The organism is Neobacillus sp. B4I6 (genome assembly GCF_050434045.1).
GTDB lineage: Bacteria > Bacillota > Bacilli > Bacillales > Cytobacillaceae > Neobacillus.
In genome coordinates this window covers 77,927-96,174 of sequence record NZ_JBNPWB010000002.1, presented here as the reverse complement: position 1 = coordinate 96,174, position 18,248 = coordinate 77,927, and the positions used below count along the sequence as shown (strand labels likewise).

Here is an 18,248-nt window from a genome sequence, read left to right as displayed (position 1 = left end):
AAAAGAGAACTGCACTATCTTAAGTACAGTTCTCTATATCTGACTATTTATCCCACTTCTAAAGATTTATGCTGTGATTGATGCAGTTTCCAATAGTAACTCTTGCGACTCATTAATTCTTTATGGGATCCATCCTCTATGATTCTACCTTTATCAATAACAAGAATACGGGTTGCATTTTGAATAGTAGAAAGACGATGAGCAATAATAAAGGATGTTCTGCCCGACAGTAAAGTCTCAAGTCCCTTTTGTAATGCAAGCTCGGTTTCCGTGTCAATCGATGAGGTAGCCTCATCGAGGATTAGTATTTTCGGATTGGCTAAAAGTGCACGGGCAAAGGAGATCAGCTGTCTCTGCCCAGTCGAAAGTCTTGTACCCCTTTCGTTGACCTCTGTTTGATATCCATCTGACAACCCGCTAATAAACGGATGAGCCTGCACCGCTTTCGCCGCTTCAATCACTTCTTCGTCCGTAGCATCAAGCCGTCCATAACGGATATTATCCATAATCGTACCAGAAAAAATAAACGGGTCTTGAAGCATGACACCCATTTGCTTCCTAAGGGATGGGATGGTAACTGTGTTAATATCAACACCGTCTATTTCAATTCGCCCTCTGCTCACATCATAAAAACGGCTAAGCAAACTGACGATCGTTGTCTTCCCCGATCCTGTTGCACCGACAAGAGCAATGGTTTCACCAGGATTTACGCTGAAATTAATGTTATTAAGGATGTTTCCCCCTTCATCATATCCAAAAATAACATCTTGAAACTCCACTTTTCCTTTGATTAAAGGAAGTTCTCCAGCATTGGGACAATTTTTTACTGTCGGTTGTTCATCCATCATTTCAAAAATTCTTTCCAAATATGCGGTCGCATTAATGATTGCATTGTAAAAATTCCCGATATTCGCAATTGGTGCCCAAAACATCCCTATATACCCAACAAAAGCAACTAAAGCCCCAACTGTTACACCATCACCAATAAGAGATATACCGACAACATATATTAAAGACGTCGTGAGGACTGATATATTTTCAATCGAAGGCCAAAGCAAGAATTGAATTCGTACAGCCTTCATCCACGAGCTTCGATAGCTTTCAGATACTTCACTAAAAATGCGTTTATTTTCTTCTTCCCTCGTAAATGCTTGGGTCACTTTGATGCCGTTGATACTTTCATGAATATATGCATTCATATTGGATTGCTTGTTACTTAAATTTTGCCATGCTTTCCGCTGGGCATTTTTAATAAGCAGGATGACCGCAGCAAGAATTGGGAAACCAAGCATTGCCATAAGAGTTAACTTTACGTCAATGGCTAACATAAAACCTATAATAACGAAAAGGCTGAAAAGGTCCGTAATCAAGTTAATTAAGCCATTCGATAATAAATCACTTAAGGAGTTTACATAGTTAACCACTCTCACTAAAATCTTCCCATGCGGCCTGCTGTCATAAAATGAGAATGATAGCCTTTGTAAATGTGTAAACAAGTCTTTTCTAATCTGGAGAATGACACTCTGGCCAATCTGAGACATCATTCTAATCTTATATTTCATACAAATCCCGGTAATAACGAGGGCGATTAAGTAAATTCCGGCAAGTACCCATAAACCTCCAACATCTTTGCTAGGAATTTCCTCATCAATAGCTTTTTTAATCAAATAGGGCCCGATTAAATTTGCACCACTGGCAATTAACATGATAAAAACAGTAAAAAGTATTTTTTTTCTGTAGGGTTTTAAATAAACCAACATCCGCTTAAGATGAATAAAACTGAATGGTGATTCCAACTCTTCATCGACATCAAATTTATTGCGCGCCATTGAGATAGATCACATCCTCACCATCGTGCTGACCATCAAAATTCCCATTTTGGTTTCTAAACACTTTATAGTAATATCCTTTTTTTGCAAGCAGTTCTTTATGCTTTCCTCTTTCAATAATCGTGCCATTTTCCAGGACCAGAATTAAATCTGCCTCTTTTACAGAAGAAATCCGATGGGCAATAATAAAACAGGTTTTCTCCTTTAACATCGACTTTAATGTTCGTTGGATTCTTAGCTCCATTTCCATATCAACAGCTGATGTTGTATCGTCTAGGATAAGAATGGATGGATTTTTTAGAATCGCCCGTGCTAGAGCAATCCTTTGACGTTGACCTCCTGAAAGACCTACTCCTCGTTCGCCAATAATGGTATCGTAACCATCTGGCAATTTGGAAATAAAATCGTGGGCCTCTGCCATTTTGGCCGCAGATTGAACTACTTCAAAGGAGGCCTCAGGATTCCCATACGCAATATTCCCTTCAATGGTATCCGAAAAAAGAAATATATCCTGCATAACCATGGCCATACTATCTCTCAATTTATGAATATCCCAATCCTTTACATTGAGTCCATCCAGCCTTATCCCCCCGCTGGTCACATCATAAAATCTGCTGAGAAGATTTACTAATGTTGATTTACCTGCACCAGTTGGTCCGATAATGCCCACCGTTTGTCCCGGCAGGACTTTAAAGCAGATATCCCTCAAAACAGGTTCGTCACCATAGCTAAAGGAAACATTATTGAAATCCACTACCCCCTTGAAGTGTTTCACATTGAAGCTTTTTACTTCATTGGTTATCTCAGGTCTTGTATTTAACAAATCTTCTACTTTTTCAGCTGAAGCAATAAACCTTTGAACATCATTGATTAACCATCCAGCCATACGCATCGGATTATTTAATGCCCAAATTAAGGAATTAAACGTGACTAATTCACCCAATGAAAGAGAACGATTAATTACCATACTGCCTCCAACTAAAATCATCACAACTGTTAATACTCCTGCTAATGAATCGAGCACCGGTAAATACTTTTCCCAAACTCTTGCGGAGGCAAGATTCTTTTCCTTGAATGCCTCATTTTCTCCTGAAAACTTCTCAATTTCGTAGTCTTCCTTTGCAAAAGCCTTTACCACTCGATTTCCGCTAATGTTTTCCTGCACGACTGAATTTAACCTTGCAAATTGTCCTCTGATTGCAGAAAAAGTGGGTTTGACAGTAAAGGATAAACGAGCAGCAAAATAACCAATAAGTGGTGTCACCACAAGCATAGCTAAAGCTAACGGGGGATGGATATAGAACATAAACCCAATAGCAAAAATTAAAATGGTAAGATTTTCAAAGATCATATAAATAACCCAGGAGGTAAAATGCCTAACAGCTTCCAAATCCCCGGTCATTCGAGCCATAATATCTCCTGTTTTTGTACGATCGAAAAAACTAAAATCTAATTGGTGAAGCCGATCATACAACTGATCTCTAATTTTGAATATAACACTTTGTGAAACCCGTTCGAAGATTAGTTGATAATTATATCGTATAACCGTTTTGATCACAGTTATCCCAATCATGGCCCCCAAAACGGGCCATAACAAACCATCTTGATGACCATAGATAACCTTATCGACGATTTTTCCTGCAAAATATGGATTCAGCATATTTAATACAGAAACCAGTAAGGCTAGAAAAAGGCCGCTAAATAATCTAATCCTAAAGCTCCTTATATACCCCCACAACCAACGTATGCTTCGCATGATATACTTCCTCCTTCCCAATCTGCATTAAACATAAATACATATTATTATCGTTACTTCTCTTATATGTATGGACAAAAGAATAATAGGCCGATTGTAGGTGTAGAAGTTTCAATCCAAATTATCGTGTAATATTCTTTAAAATTAAAAATGGAATATCTAAAAAAGATACTCCATTTTTAAAACTACTCTAGACATAGTTGTTATTTTCATTTACATATTTCCATTCTTTTTTCGATACTCACGTGGAGATAGCCCCGTATACCTTTTAAATTGCTTATTGAAGGCACTTAATGACTGAAATCCGCTTGCAAAGGCGAGATCGATCATACTTTTATTCGTAGAACGAAGTAAATCACTTGCACTTTGTATCCGCAATCGGTTGAGAAACTCATTAGGAGTCAGTCCTGTCAACATACGGAACTCTTTAAAAAACATCGTTCTCCCCAGTCCTACCTTCCACGACAGTTTTTCGATATCTAAAGGCTCGTGGTAATGATCAAGCATGTATCCCACGGCTTCAACTATTTCAGAAGGTGGTAACTTAAGGTTATTCGTAGAAGAGGTTTCTTTAACAAACTGATTCACCTGTAACAAAATATCAATAAAATACATGAATTGATGAGTCGTCCAAGTATCTGTCATTTGCTCCTGAGCTTCCATCGCTAAAGTCGCAGCCTTTCTTATTGCTTTTGCGTAAATCGTGTGAGCAGGTATTAAAGGCTGTAAACCTTGCGCAGTATAGAAGGGCTTAAGCAACTGGTTTCCATCTGGAATTTTATGTACAGCAGAGGGTGTGAACAGAACTAGAATACATTCAAACGGTTTATCAGGCTTAGAAAAACTCCAATGCGGCTCAAAAGGACGGCAGAGGAACACATCTCCTGGCCGGCCGAGGTAGGTATGATCATTGAACCTATATTCCAGCTCGTTTTTAAGCACAATTCCAATTTCTAAACAATCATGAACATGCAAATCATGCTCTTCATCTGAGCCCCAGACTCGGCAAAATGCAAACGATCGCTGCAAATGTAAATGTTCTACGTACATTTTTTCACCCCCTAATCTATTTTATCAAATTTTTCATTGTACAAAATGATGAGTTTTAATCTTATTTTGAGGAGAATCTAATTTTTTGAATGTGGTAGAGTTTAACTATTATTGATAACAGAGGTGAGAATTTTGAGACTATATATAATTGGTGCGGGCGTTATCGGCCGTACACATGCAGAAGCAGCTAGTAAACTTTTAGAACCGATTAAATTGAGAGTGGCCGATATGAATCCTAATGCACTAGCTGCTTTTTGTAATCAGTTCCCTGATGCCATTGGTTTTACTGATATTGGAGAAATGCTCAATTTTGAAACAGCAAAAGAGGATGATATCGTAATCGTCAGTACCCCCCCATTGGCACATTTAGATCCAACAAAGTTGGCACTCGAGTCTGGTCGTCATGTCCTATGCGAGAAACCTCTTGCTATGAATTTGTCACAAGCCGAAGAGATAGTTCAGCTCGCGGAAAAGCATGATCGGTTATTAGGATGTTGCAGCGTCCGTTTTAAAGGTATGCCGCACATGGAAGCAGTTAAAGAAGTCATTCGCTCTGGCCGTCTCGGGGACATTTATCATGTTACCTTTGTAAACAAATGGGAACGAAGTCGTTCCGGGATTGAATATCAACCTGCCAGCCGCTGGTTCCTTGATTCAACCCAAAGCGGCGGAGGTGTCCTAATGGATTGGGGGCCTTACGACTTTGCCACGTTGAACGACATACTTAATCCGAATGTAATAGAAGTAAATTCTGCTTGGATGGCTAAACCAATTACAGAAATTGACCCCACCGATACACCATTTGATGTTGAAACACATGTTGGGGCATCCATGACGTACATCTGCGATAACCATCCGGTCCATGTTCATTACGAACGTGCTTCATGTGCTCATGGTGAGGAGTACGTAAGGGCGGAAATCGAAGGGACACTAGGCTCAGTTAGATGGACTCCCTTTGATTCACGCCAGCCTGTCTTTAGTCGATACGATAAGCAGGGACAAATTGTTGAAGAGCAGGTTGAAACTGGTCCACGGAGTGAGTTCACCATTTTTGATAACCCTCTTGTTCACTTTTACCGGCAAGTGAGAGGCCTAGACTCACACGCTAACGTGAATCAACAAGTTCTAAATAACTTTCAATGCATAACCTCTCTATATACTGCCGCAAAAATAAGTGAAAAACAAACGATCGACCTCGTTCAGAAGGGAGTAATTATTTGAACATTCAAGGATTTTCCTCAAACATGTATGGCTGGGCTGAGCGTTGGAAAAGGGACGGCAAAAAACCTGAATGGGAGGAACTATTCCAGGCCTGCGCAGAAGCTGGTCTAGATGCTGTCGAGATCGATGCGGATACAGAAAAACTTAAAATAGCTCGTTCCTATGGATTGGCCGTCTCAGCCTCCTATATTGGTCTCCCTTTACATGTTCCATTCAACGATCTTGAAGTGGAGCAATCTGTGCTGCCATTTGCTGAACGGTTAGCCGCAGCTGAAGGTTCTGATTTGCTGTTAAATGCTGATCCAATCAATTGGAAACATGTCATTGCCAAGTCGGAGGATCAGTTTAAGCAGCAAGGTGAAAACTTATTTCGTATTTCTGAACTTGTTGCCCCAATGGGGTTAAAGGTTTGCTTGCATAATCATGCCGCTGACAACCACAATGCATTAGGAGACCTGCGATCGGTCATCCAATATGCAGATCATTCTGTAGGACTTTGCGTTGATACCAGTTGGGCCCATGTATCTGGGTGCAATCCGATTGAGTGGGTTAATACCTATCCTGATCGAATTCACGCCTTTCATTTACGTAACCAACAGGGGAACGTGCCATCCGAAGACCTGCTTGAAGGAGATATTAATTTCTCCGCCCTTATGGCTTCAGCCGCGTCAATTCACTATAACGGCTGGCTGGCCCTCGAACTATGGCATCCTGAAAGTATTCAGCCTTGTCGGACGATGGGTGAGGATGTTCAACGATCAATAAACTATTTACGGAGTTTTCTTACTTAAATTAAAGGCATGAATCCATTTAGATGGATTCATGCCTTTAGTGTCGAGAAACCCATATCTTAGGTCCGATTATATACTATCTTTCCATTTACAATTGTCCACAAAACCTCGAATTGGTCATTCATCAGAACTAAATCAGCGTCGGCGCCGGGTTCAATCCTGCCTTTATTAGACATGCCCAGTATATCTGCCGGTGTCTGAGTTGCCATTATAACAGCGTCTTTTAAAGGAATTCCCGACTTAACCGCTTTCTCTAATGCTTCATTCATTGTGACGGTGCTTGATGCAAGTGTACCGTCACTTAATTTAGCAACCCCGTGACTCACCTTAACTTCATGGCCGCCGAATAAATAGGTTCCATCACCCATTCCCATCGCCTGAAGAGCATCTGTAATAAGGACCATTTTATCTGGTCCCTTTTCCCGATAGATCAGCCTTACGATCGCTGGGTGAAGATGTACATCATCCACTATAGCTTGTACACTAACGGAGCTTTCCTCAAATGCAGCGATGACCACTCCTGGGTCACGATGATGAATGGGCCGCATTCCATTAAAACAATGGGTAACATGGCTGGCACCACTCTGAAATGCTAGTTTTGCCTCTTCGTAGGTTGCGTCAGAATGAGCAATCGCCGCAATGATTCCTTTTTCCTTTAAAAAACGGATCATTTCAAGACCACCAGGTAACTCTGGTGCCAATGTCACCATTTTGAGGAGCGAACCGGAAGTCTCTATAATCGATTTCATTTCATCCAGATCAGGATGCCTCAAATAGCGCTCGTTTTGCATCCCTTTCCGTTTCACATTTAGATATGGCCCTTCTATGTGGAGGCCAATTAGCTGAGCCCCAGGTTCTTTACCTGCTACCTCTTTTACATTTTTAATCATTTTTAGAAGGTCATCTAATGTGGATGATACAGATGTAGCTAAGAACGACGTACATCCTGTTCGAGCGCAGGCTCTGGAAACGGCTTCCACACTTTGGATGGTGCCATCCATCATGTCAAACCCTTCTGCTCCATGTATATGTACATCGATCATTCCAGGGATAAGGATTTGCCCATCTCCATCGATAACGGTATCAGCTTTAATTACAAAGGATTCCTCATCATTATGGACTGATTCTATTTGTCCATTCCGAATAAGGAGGCATCGAAGCTTCGGTTCAGCATCGGATAAGAAACGAACGTTACGAATTAAAATAGTATCCATGATTTACTCCCCCCTTTTTTATGGTTTAATATTACTCATTTTTACTTCTTTCAATATCTATACATAATTTAAGCCTTCAGGGAATGGAAGCGGTATCGGAAAAATATCGTTTAAATAACCGTCTAGCTTTGGATCTCCTTGAAGGATTAACTTTTCTAAGGAAATGTTATCTAAGATGATTGACTTTTGATTAAAAATTAGTTTTTTGCTGCTGTTATCCACATCTACTATTTTGACTTTTCCACGGAAGAAAGGCTCTGCTTGATTTAACAACAAATCCAGGTTAGTAATTTTAATCGTCCCTGGGTACGGAGCATCTGTTTTTTCTAAAGAGTTCAGTAGTTTGTTAATCTCTTTTTCATGCATAGGAAATGAACATTTTAGTGATTTTATTCCACACTGGAAAGAATTCACTAAAATGGTTTGGATCGCTTGCGGTTCCCCGCCCCATTCAATGACCCGCGCTAGCTGATCACCAGAACCTAACGAAGAATTAGGAACCGCCAAAATTACAAATCCCTTTATTGCATTTTCAGATTCAGCAACTAATATCTTGTGTTTCATCTTATGAATACTAGCAAATCCAGCTGCCATATATAGGACGGAAAAATCATAAATACTTTGTTCAACATAAACAGGACGAGCATGAAGTAATTTTCGTAAATAAAACCAATCAAACGGGGATAATTCCCTAACAAAGTAGCCTTCAGTACCTAGTAAATCTCCCTTATTTATTTCGTATTTATTTAATTTGCCATAGTAAGAACAGCCTGCTTTTAGATACATTGGTAAATTGCCGGATACAAACAAGATAGATGCTTCAGATTTCTGAACATGGGTCAAAATCTTATCTAAAAGCAAGCTGGCATAACCTTTCTTACGATGATTCGGGTGTGTACAAATAGCTCCAATCGAATAGGCTTGAATCTCCGCATCTCCTAGATGGATGATAGAAGGCACTAAGCCAATATAGGAAACCAGTTCATCATTTATAAAAGCGCCATAGGATTGATTTAGTTCAGGTGAGAATACTTGGGGGAAGGCTTCCCCCATCGATCTATGCTCCACATCCCGGAATACTTTATCAGCTAATTGGATTGCTTGTTCAAACTCGAACTCCGATTTTAGTAATCTAAATTCTACCATCTTGTTCTCCATTCTATTAATGTTGCCCCTTTATCAGTTATCATTATTCCCTACCTGCAAACGTTCATTTTCTGAGTACCGAATATCCCCTTTTAATGCTGGTGGTAACCAAGACTCAGCATGCTTTGGCGATGGTGTTAATCCATTCCTAGTCTGCGGGATATCCTTCCATGTCCGTCCCTCACCATTAAATTGTGGTAACTAAGGAGCAAGTGCTTCAAACATTTCGTCCACCATTCTCCACACTTCCTCCGGGTTACAAACAGCGGCAGTTAAGGGATCGTGTAGAATGGCAAGCTTTACAAGTTCACGGTTTCCCGTTAATGCTGCTTCTACCGCCATTTCTTGAACACTAATACTTGCTCGGCAAGTCGCTGCACATTGCAAAGGTAAATCACCAATATATGTTGGATGGATGCCGGTGCGATCCACATAACATGGAATTTCGATTGTACATCCGTTTGGCAGATTTCTAATTAAACCTTTATTTTCAATATTAAAATGCCCACGATATTGGCGGCCTGTTTCTAAAGCTTCAATAATATAGGAGCCATGCTCTTCTGAGCGATTACCAAGTTGAATATACTCCACTTCTCCACTTATCCATTTTGGATACATTACTCGATATTCGTCGTTCTTCTTTAGACAATGATCAAGATAGCCTGCTGTTAATCCACCAATCCAATCCTCGGAATAAATCCAACGGTCTAATTCATTGTTTCGCTTTCGATACCAAGGTAAATACTCACTTAAATGTCCATTCGATTCAGTTGAGTAATAGCCAAACCGTTTCAGTACGTCTATGCGGCATGGTTCCGTTTTCGATAATTGAGGATGTTTTTCAAAGGCCTCTAGGAGATAAGGCAGCATATCCTTGCCTTGATGTTTAACTTCTATATACCAGGTTTGATGGTTAATTCCAGCACATACAAAATCAACTTCTTCCTTAGACAGTCCTAGGGCGCTAGCGATTTGGCGGTGTCCACCTTGTACTCCATGGCATAATCCTACAACCCGAATACCCCCCGCACGTCTCAAAGCCCAAGTATTCATTGCCATTGGATTTGAATAGTTAAATAGAAGGGCATTTGGACAAACTTCACGCATATTCTCTGCAAGGTCCAATAACACCGGTATTGTACGTAATGCGAAAAAGACTCCGCCTGGTCCTAAGGTATCCCCTACACACTGGTTTACCCCATACTTCAAAGGAATGTCTATATCATGTTTAAATGCTTCTAACCCACCTACACGAACGGTACAAAAAACATAATCAACACCTAATAATGCTTCTTTACGATCGGTGGTTGCGATAATCTTTGCTGGCAATTGGTTCAATTGAATCATCTGTTGACACAAGTTTGTTACCATTTCAAGGTTTTTTTTGTTAATATCCATAAAATGAAATTCTGTATCTTGGAATTCCTTTACTGCTAGAATATCCATCATCAATCTTCGAGTGAAACCAATACTACCAGCACCAATCATTGCAATTTTCAACATAGAACGATTGCCTCCATTATTTTCTCTAGTTTAGCTAACACCATAAATGTATTTTATGGTGTTAGCTATTCTATTTAGTTAGAACCAGATTTTAAATGTCTTAATTTCATATGGAGAGACAGAGAAAGTAAGGGTTTGATTCTGATAGTCCGCTTCCTTTTCTTCTTCTTCTATTAAGTTGCATTCGATCGCTTTTTTTATTGGGTTTGCAAATGTAACATTGGTTGTATTTCTAAATTGCTTATATTCATAGAAACGTACGATGATTGCATCATCGTCTTCTGCTTTTTTGACCGTTTCTAATAGAACATTATCATTATCTATTTCTGCAAATTGATTTGTTGCTGGTAAGCTTCCATTCTGATTAGCTTTAAGTTCACCTACTAATAATGGAACATTTAAATTGTAGGCTTCTTTAACAATATTTCCCTCGCGCCAATCCCCTTTATGCGGCACTAAGCTATACGTAAATTCATGAATGCCGCGATCAGCTGTCTCGTCAGGGCTAATTGCAGATTTGATTAATGTTAAGCGTAAAACATTGTCTTTGACATCGTGACCATATTTACAGTCATTTAATAAACTAACCCCGAAGTTCCCTTCGGACATGTCCACCCATTTATGGCCGACCACTTCAAACCGAGCATGGTCCCAGCTTGTGTTCCAATGAGTTGGACGTTCTATATTCCCAAACTGGATATCATAGGTTGCTTTTGTTGAACGAATATTAACAGGGAACGCGACTTTTAATAGGGTCTGTTTCTCCTGCCAATCCACCACCGTGCGGAAATCAATTCTTGGTGAATTTTTATAAACACTGATATATTGCGTGATCGTAGAATCATAGAATTCCCAGGTGAATTTTAAGCTTCCGCGAATTGGACCTTCTTCATGCACCTCTACTGATGCCAAACGATCAACCTCACGCATTTTTTCTTGGTAATAGAGGTCAATATCCCAAGCATCAAAATTCATCGGTTTATCTTCAAATGTCTGAAGGACGTTCCCCCTTGCCCCTTTAGCAAGGACTTCTCTGGCAAAACGCTTATCAAACAAAGAAGTAATCTGACCTTTTTCATTGAAACGAATTTGATAAAAATCATTTTCGATATAATCCTTTTTCACAACAAATCCGGACTCTGAAACTGAACTTTTACTTAGTTTAAATGTTTTATATCCTAATGCAGGTACGTTTTTAGCTTGAATTAACACCTTTGGGCTATTCTCAGCTTGGATTACTTGTGCTGGTAAAGTATTTCCAACTTCATCAACAATGGTGGTTGTCTCCGTAAAAATTGGCGACACAGGCACTTCAATGAAACCGTCCCGTTCATATGAAAGTGAATTGTAAACAACTATGCCGTCCTGCTCCATTTGAATGTTTTGTTCAATGGAACTTTTTGCTTCATTAAGAACCTTCTCCCCAATGGTTTGCACAGCGGCATAATCCCTGCGTGCATCCTCATTTACTTGGCGAATCGATGAACCCGGCAAGATGTCATGGAATTGATTAAGGAGTAATATTTCCCAGCCTTCATTTAAAGTAGCATGTGGATAATTTGACTGAGCTGTTAATTGATCAGACAGCACACTGAGCCATTCAGCATTATGATAGATAAATTCCGCTTTACGATTTGCCCGTTTTAACGCTGCTTGAGATGTATAGGTCCCCCGGTGGTACTCTAAATATAATTCCCCATCCCAAACTGGTAAGGTTTTATCTTTCACACGGTCTCTTAACCGTTCAAAATAGGGTTCTGCCTTATCCATTTGGACTCTTGGAAGCCCCGGTAGATTTTTCATGGCCTCAGCCGATTCAATCATGTCTTTTGTTGGTCCACCGCCGCCATCACCCCAGCCAAAAGCAAGTAATAGCTCATCATTTACTTCCTTCTGCTGGTAGGCATCCCAAATCCCTTTCACACTGGCCGGTTCAACCATGCCGTTATATGTGTACTGCTTTGCTCCCTCTTCAGGAGTCGTAATAAAATGCGTGAACATTTCGGTTCCATCGATGCCGCGCCAATTAAACGTATCAAATGGGAATCTATTATATTGGCTCCAACTAATTTTTGTAGTCATAAAAGAGTCAATTCCACTCTTTTTCATAATTTGCGGCAGTGCCCATGAATATCCAAACACATCTGGAAGCCACACAACCCTTGTATCCACTCCAAACTCTTCTTTCATAAACCTTTTCCCAAACTGGATTTGGCGAATTAACGACTCTCCATTTGGGACATTTGTGTCAGGCTCAATCCACATACCACCCGTAATTTCCCATTCACCAGTTGCTATCTTGTCTTTTACTTTCTCAAATATTTCAGGATAGTCTTCTTTTAAATATTTGTATAATTGCGGGGATGTATGGATGTATCTGTAATCAGGATATTGGCGCATTAAATGTAATACCGTTGAAAATGTCCGCGATGCTTTTTCACGGGAATGAACTAAACGCCATAACCATGCCATGTCAATATGTGAATGGCCAAGTGCGGTTACTAAAGGTTTTAATTCATCCATTTCCCCAAATTGATCGACCTTTGATTTAAGGAATTTATATGCTTCATGGATGGATTGATAAAAGAATTCTGAACCGGGTTTTAAGAAATCAATTTTTAAAATAGATTCATTTAATAATTGAAGCATCTTTGTTCTTCTTAAGTCATTTTCATCAAGAACTTTTACTGTATTTGCTAGTGTGTGAGCTAAATAGTAGTATTTTTCGGTTGTTACATCTACACAGGCAAGCCTTGCTGTTTTAAATCTTCGGCGGTCAGGTGGATTTAATACACCGCTCCATGCTTTTATCGCAATGTGAATCTCATCATTTTGCAGAAACTCTGGCGGCAGCCATGCTTCTTCATGCCATACATCAATGCCTTGTAATGGAGTGCCATTAACGTATAATAATGATTCTGCCGTTGATCCCCCGCCGTCACGAGGGCCAACTAAAAAGTGTAATACTAATCGTTCATTCTTCCACTCTTCTGGTATTGAAACCGTTGTTCGGAACCAAGCAGATTTATCATAGCCGCCCCAGGACTCACCTTTCTGGAAGTTTTTCCAGTTTCGGTCATCAAAATCAGGTGTATAGGCGTATTTATCCTCTTCACCAAATTCCCATTCTTTATATTGAAAAGCTGGAATTTCTTTTGTTTCTTTGTATATATAATCCTTCAATTCTGCTAAATTTTTCTCGATTTTTTCAACTGTAAAATACAACTTAAACACTCCCTAGTAAGTGGTTTTTAGTCCTTGTGCAAATTGATTGAATCGAATAATTGGCTCTTGTCTATTTATTTGATCTTCTTTTAAGAATCCACCTGCTGCTTTTGGAGCGCAATGAATGGTAAAGTTTTTTGACTCTCCTGGAAATAAAGTGACAAAACTATCATCAGCTTCCATCCAAAAGCCATTTGTTTCTTCCATTGGATGAATATGAAGGGCGACATTTTCTCCAGCATTCGTTACACAATACACTCGATTCCATTCTGAGCCAACCTTATTCCATTGAGTAGTTGACTTAACCGTTAACCTAGAATCAGGTAATGTTAAGGAAGGTGAATATATAGTTTCTTCCTTTGTTGAAAACGTATAGACATTTTCATGGAAAACCTTTTCATTTTCGAGGAGTTGTAAGCGAATGAAAAATAATTCTCCATGTTCTTTTGAGACAGTAAACTCTATTTCGGAGAGCTTGCATGCTTTAAATGGAACCATTTCAAATTTCACGGTTTCTTCCTTTAATAACGACCCTTTGGTTGTAATTATTTGACTCCTTACTACCACTTGTTTACTTTCACCATTTCCATGAATATAAATGGGTGCTGTAAATGAATCTCCGATTTTATAGTTTAGGCTCCTGTAATCGAGCGATACATGAATAGGGGCAAAAGATTTTCGAGCCCAATGAAAGGCCATTTTTTCTTCCCCATAATAATCGACCACATTTGTGCATGAAGCATTTGGCCATGGTTCATTTAACTGCCATATTAAACTGCCGCTATTCTGAAACTCTCTTCTTCGATTTGCTTCTAAAATGAATCGTAGTCCTTCTGCTTGCATCCATTGACTGCAATCAACAAATAGTGAAATATCATGAATAGGACCGAAAATTTCTTGATCCCGGTTATATGTTCCCCACCATTCACCATGGTGACGCCACACGATATGGTCGGACATGGTAGTTGGATAAAGGTTTTCTTCACTCAAAAATTTCCTTAAACTTTTAAGGGAACTAACCCCATCCGTACCAAATTCACTATGAAATAACGAATCTGACTCCCCAAATAGTTTATAATGGGCTGGGTTTCCAGCATATTGCCAATGTCCATGGATATCGTGACTAATACCCTTTTTCTCAGTTACAAATTCCACGGGTCCCGATGCTGAAGTGGGTAAAAAAAATCGCGCTGGATCGTATGTTTCGACAAGCTTTTTTAAGAGGGCGATATTTTCATCTTCATACGTTGATGGTTTAAAATTTTCATCCATCAGCTCATTTCCACCGCTCCAAAATGTTAAAGAAACATGATTTCGCTTTTCTTTAATGGCAGTAATGGCTGTCCTTTTTAACAAGTCTAGAAATTCCGGACGTTTTGAAGGGATATTATCAATTCCAGAACTAGATTGGATAAATTCCTGCCAAACCATTATGCCATGTTTGTCACATAGGTCGTAGAATATTTCTTTCTCAATAATTCCTCCGCCCCAGACACGAACCATGTTTCCATTTGCTCTTTTTACCTTTTTAATTAAGAACTCATAATGCTCCCTTGTTACATTTCCATACAGATGGTCTAACGGGGTAATATTAAACCCTTTTATATAAATTCTTTTACCATTAATGACCACTGTATATGGCAAAGCATCTTTTGGACTATTATCGTTCTTGATGTAGGAAAGTTTGCGAATTCCCACTTGATATTGCTTTTGATTGAAAATCGTATTTTCATCCTTAATCCGTATTAGAAGGGTATAAAGCGGCTGTTCTCCATGTCCGTTTGGAAACCATAATTCAGGGTCAACGATTGTTAATCGCAGATCACTCCGCCCCTCTCCTATTTGTAAAGGGACTTCTTTTCTGAAGGCTTGATCACCTTTCGGATCATAACCCATCACCTCTAGAAATAATAAATCAGAATCACACTTGTTATATTCAATCTCGGCTGAAAGGTTTATCACCCCAAGCCCATCCGTAACATCCGTTACGAGCGAAACATCACCAATCATTGCCTTTTGATGAATAATTAGGTTAATATCGTCCCAAAAACCAATATTTACAAGCCGTGTTGAAAAGTCCCACTTATAATTGAATCGACTCTTTTGAGTCAATGTGTTTGAGGTTTTTCCAATCTGGCCCATTTCATCCGGGGGATGTTTAAACACAACAATTAACTCAAATTGCTCACTTGCTGATATGTAGGATGAAATATCAAATTTGGCAGGATGAAACATTCCTTTATGTTCGCCTAAAAACTTACCATTTAAATAAAAAAGGGCTTCGTAGTCTATGCCTTTAAAGACAAGCTCAAACTTTTCCCCTGTTTCTTTTGGCTTTTCAAAAGTGGTTTTGTACATCCACCAACGATTTTCAATCCATTCACACTTTAAGCTGTTCATTTCAAAATACGGATGCTCAATGAGACCTGCACGGTACAAGTCATAGTGGACTCCCCCAGGAACCGTTGCTGGAATCCAATCCGTTGTTCCAATTAACTTTTTTCCCGTTTCCATACTTTTATCTTTTAACGGTACCCATGGCCAATATCCTTTCAAAAACCATGGCCCCGTTGAAAGGGATATTTCCATTTGACTTTCTCTCCTTGGAATAGTGATATGAATCATGGCAGAAGAACTCTTCCGGTTTCAGCTACTTTGACTCCTGTTATCCTTTTTCAGCAAAGGTCAGCTTTTTACCCTCATTAATTTCACGAATAATATTGAGGTCAACCTTTGGCTTGCGGTCATAGGTTAATAGTCCATTAATTTCTTGCTCGACGTCTGTGATTTGCGTATAACAGAATCCCTGTACAAGTGGTGACTCTAGTAAACTAGAAACAACATTATAGTAGCGTTCAATAAAATCATCATCGTTCGACGCTGAAGTATAGCCCCAACCCTGCCTTGCGCTTTTCTTATAGGCGATTCCACCAAACTCCGTCACCATAATAGGTTCATCATGATATTGAAAACCTTTTACATATAAAGACCGATCTGCTGGAGTAAACTTTAAGACACTCTCAAGTTCTGAATAACGGTCCGTCAAAACATCCTTTTCGCCTGCATAGTCATGGATTGTCAGGATATCTGAAATCGTATGCTCCCAGCCATCATTTGAAATTACTAAACGGGAGGAATCGATTGATTTTGTTAAATAATACATGCTTACTAAATGATTGGCCTGGCGTGGATCCCGTTTTAATCGCGGCACTCCCCAGCTCTCATTTAGCGGCACCCAGGCAACGATTGACGGATGGTTATAATCCCGTTCAATGGCTTCCTGCCATTCCGATGTCATTCTTTTTACTGACTGATCTGTAAATGTATGACTGTTTGCCATTTCACCCCATACGAGCAGCCCTAGTTGATCAGCCCAGTATAAGTACCGCGGTTCCTCGATCTTTTGATGTTTCCTGACCCCATTAAAACCCATTTCCTTCGTTAACTCGATGTCTCTTTTTAAATCTTCATCTGTTGGAGCAGTCAGCAGTCCTTCAGGATAATACCCCTGATCAAGGACAAGCTTCATATAATATGGCTGATTATTGAGCTCGATTTTCCCATCACGTATCGTTATTCTTCTCATCCCAAAATAGCTGTGCACTTTATCTAAAATGACATCATCTTCTTTTAGACAGAAATTTACATGATAAAGGTTTGGAGCTTCTGGACTCCATAGCTTTCCTTCGCCGTTTGCAAAATCCTTTAGAGAAACACTGTGCTTATTTTTCCGCTGAACCGGATGGACCGGGGCTGTTTCATTGGCTATCATTTGGCCATCATAAGAAATTTCTATTGCGAGTTCTTGTTTGCCCGTTCTATTTTGAACGAGGTATTCTATCGATACTTCACCTGTATCAATATTTGGTGTAAGCTTTACTCGGTCAAGGAAGGATGGACTTACCGGCTCAAGCCAAACAGTTTGCCAAACGCCTGTTGTTCTGGTGTAGAAGATTCCGTCCGATTCCACTTCCCAGTATTGTTTTCCACGCGGCTGTTCCAAATCAGTCGAGCGATCCTCTGCTCTGACCACTACTCTATTTTCTCCGTTTATAAGTGCTTCGGTTATGTCGGCATAAAACGATGTATGTCCACCCTCATGGGTCCGAACAAATCTTCCATTAACCCAGACGGTTGCTTGGTAATCAACCGCTCCAAAATGAAGATGAATCTTTTTCTCCTGCCATGCTTCCGGAATGGTGAAGCACCGTTCATACCAAACAACATCATGGAATTCTATTGTATCAATACCACTTAATTTCGATTGAAATGCATATGGAACGGTAATTTTTTGTGAATAATCGTGATGTAAATACCATCCTTCTCTTAACCCGCTATTGTTATTATCAAACTGAAAGTTCCATTGTCCGTTAAGATTTAGCCATTCGTTTCTTGTGAAGTCTGGTCTTGGATATTCCGAACGAGGAGTTACTTTTGTCATTTTATCGAACCTCCGCTAGAAATGTTTAAGAATTAACTTTTTGGGTGAATTAAAATGAGAGATTGCAATCGA

11 protein-coding genes are annotated in these 18,248 nt (G+C 39.6%); 2 read left to right on the top strand and 9 right to left on the bottom strand.

The features are described from left to right. Positions 1-47: 47 nt before the first annotated feature. The 3 genes from QF028_RS02225 to QF028_RS02215 form a co-directional block, all read right to left on the bottom strand. The gene (locus tag QF028_RS02225) at positions 48-1,829 is read right to left on the bottom strand and encodes an ABC transporter ATP-binding protein (protein WP_429463875.1); all 1,782 of its coding nucleotides are present in this window, start codon (positions 1,827-1,829) and stop codon (positions 48-50) included. Beyond that, positions 1,816-3,585, bottom strand: a complete 1,770-nt coding sequence (locus QF028_RS02220) for an ABC transporter ATP-binding protein (protein WP_429463873.1) — start codon at positions 3,583-3,585, stop codon at positions 1,816-1,818. The genes QF028_RS02225 and QF028_RS02220 overlap by 14 nt, the downstream gene beginning before the upstream one ends. Positions 3,586-3,798: 213 nt before the next feature. Then, complete coding sequence (locus QF028_RS02215; RefSeq protein WP_429463871.1) at positions 3,799-4,635, bottom strand: helix-turn-helix domain-containing protein; 837 nt, start codon at positions 4,633-4,635, stop codon at positions 3,799-3,801. Positions 4,636-4,767: 132 nt separating this feature from the next. Between QF028_RS02215 and QF028_RS02210 the strand changes: the two genes are divergently transcribed. Together QF028_RS02210 and QF028_RS02205 are read left to right on the top strand one after the other, a co-directional pair. Continuing rightward, positions 4,768-5,856, top strand: a complete 1,089-nt coding sequence (locus QF028_RS02210; protein ID WP_429463869.1) for a Gfo/Idh/MocA family protein — start codon at positions 4,768-4,770, stop codon at positions 5,854-5,856. Next, positions 5,853-6,647: a sugar phosphate isomerase/epimerase family protein gene (locus QF028_RS02205; protein WP_429463867.1), complete on the top strand. Its 795-nt coding sequence runs from the start codon at positions 5,853-5,855 to the stop codon at positions 6,645-6,647. Before QF028_RS02210 ends, QF028_RS02205 begins: the two co-directional genes overlap by 4 nt. A gap of 59 nt (positions 6,648-6,706) precedes the next feature. Here QF028_RS02205 and nagA read toward each other — a convergent pair whose 3' ends face one another. The 6 genes from nagA to QF028_RS02175 all read right to left on the bottom strand — a co-directional run bounded on the left by nagA (position 6,707) and on the right by QF028_RS02175 (position 18,176). After that, entirely contained in the window at positions 6,707-7,861 is a 1,155-nt protein-coding gene (gene nagA / locus QF028_RS02200) for an N-acetylglucosamine-6-phosphate deacetylase (RefSeq protein WP_429463865.1), read from the bottom strand. 57 nt (positions 7,862-7,918) lie between these two features. After that, the gene (locus QF028_RS02195; protein ID WP_429463863.1) at positions 7,919-9,019 is read right to left on the bottom strand and encodes a GNAT family N-acetyltransferase; all 1,101 of its coding nucleotides are present in this window, start codon (positions 9,017-9,019) and stop codon (positions 7,919-7,921) included. Between the two features lie 189 nt (positions 9,020-9,208). Beyond that, entirely contained in the window at positions 9,209-10,510 is a 1,302-nt protein-coding gene (locus QF028_RS02190) for an alpha-glucosidase/alpha-galactosidase (protein WP_429463861.1), read from the bottom strand. Between the two features lie 78 nt (positions 10,511-10,588). Then, positions 10,589-13,735 carry a glycoside hydrolase family 38 C-terminal domain-containing protein gene (locus QF028_RS02185; protein ID WP_429463859.1) on the bottom strand — a complete coding sequence of 1,049 codons (3,147 nt, stop codon included), beginning with the start codon at positions 13,733-13,735 and terminating at the stop codon, positions 10,589-10,591. A 12-nt stretch (positions 13,736-13,747) separates the two neighbouring features. Next, a complete protein-coding gene (locus QF028_RS02180; RefSeq protein WP_429463857.1) occupies positions 13,748-16,324 on the bottom strand; it encodes a glycoside hydrolase family 2 protein in 2,577 nt (858 codons plus the stop codon). 76 nt (positions 16,325-16,400) lie between these two features. Then, a complete protein-coding gene (locus QF028_RS02175; protein WP_429463855.1) occupies positions 16,401-18,176 on the bottom strand; it encodes a glycoside hydrolase family 2 protein in 1,776 nt (591 codons plus the stop codon). Positions 18,177-18,248 lie beyond the last annotated feature (72 nt).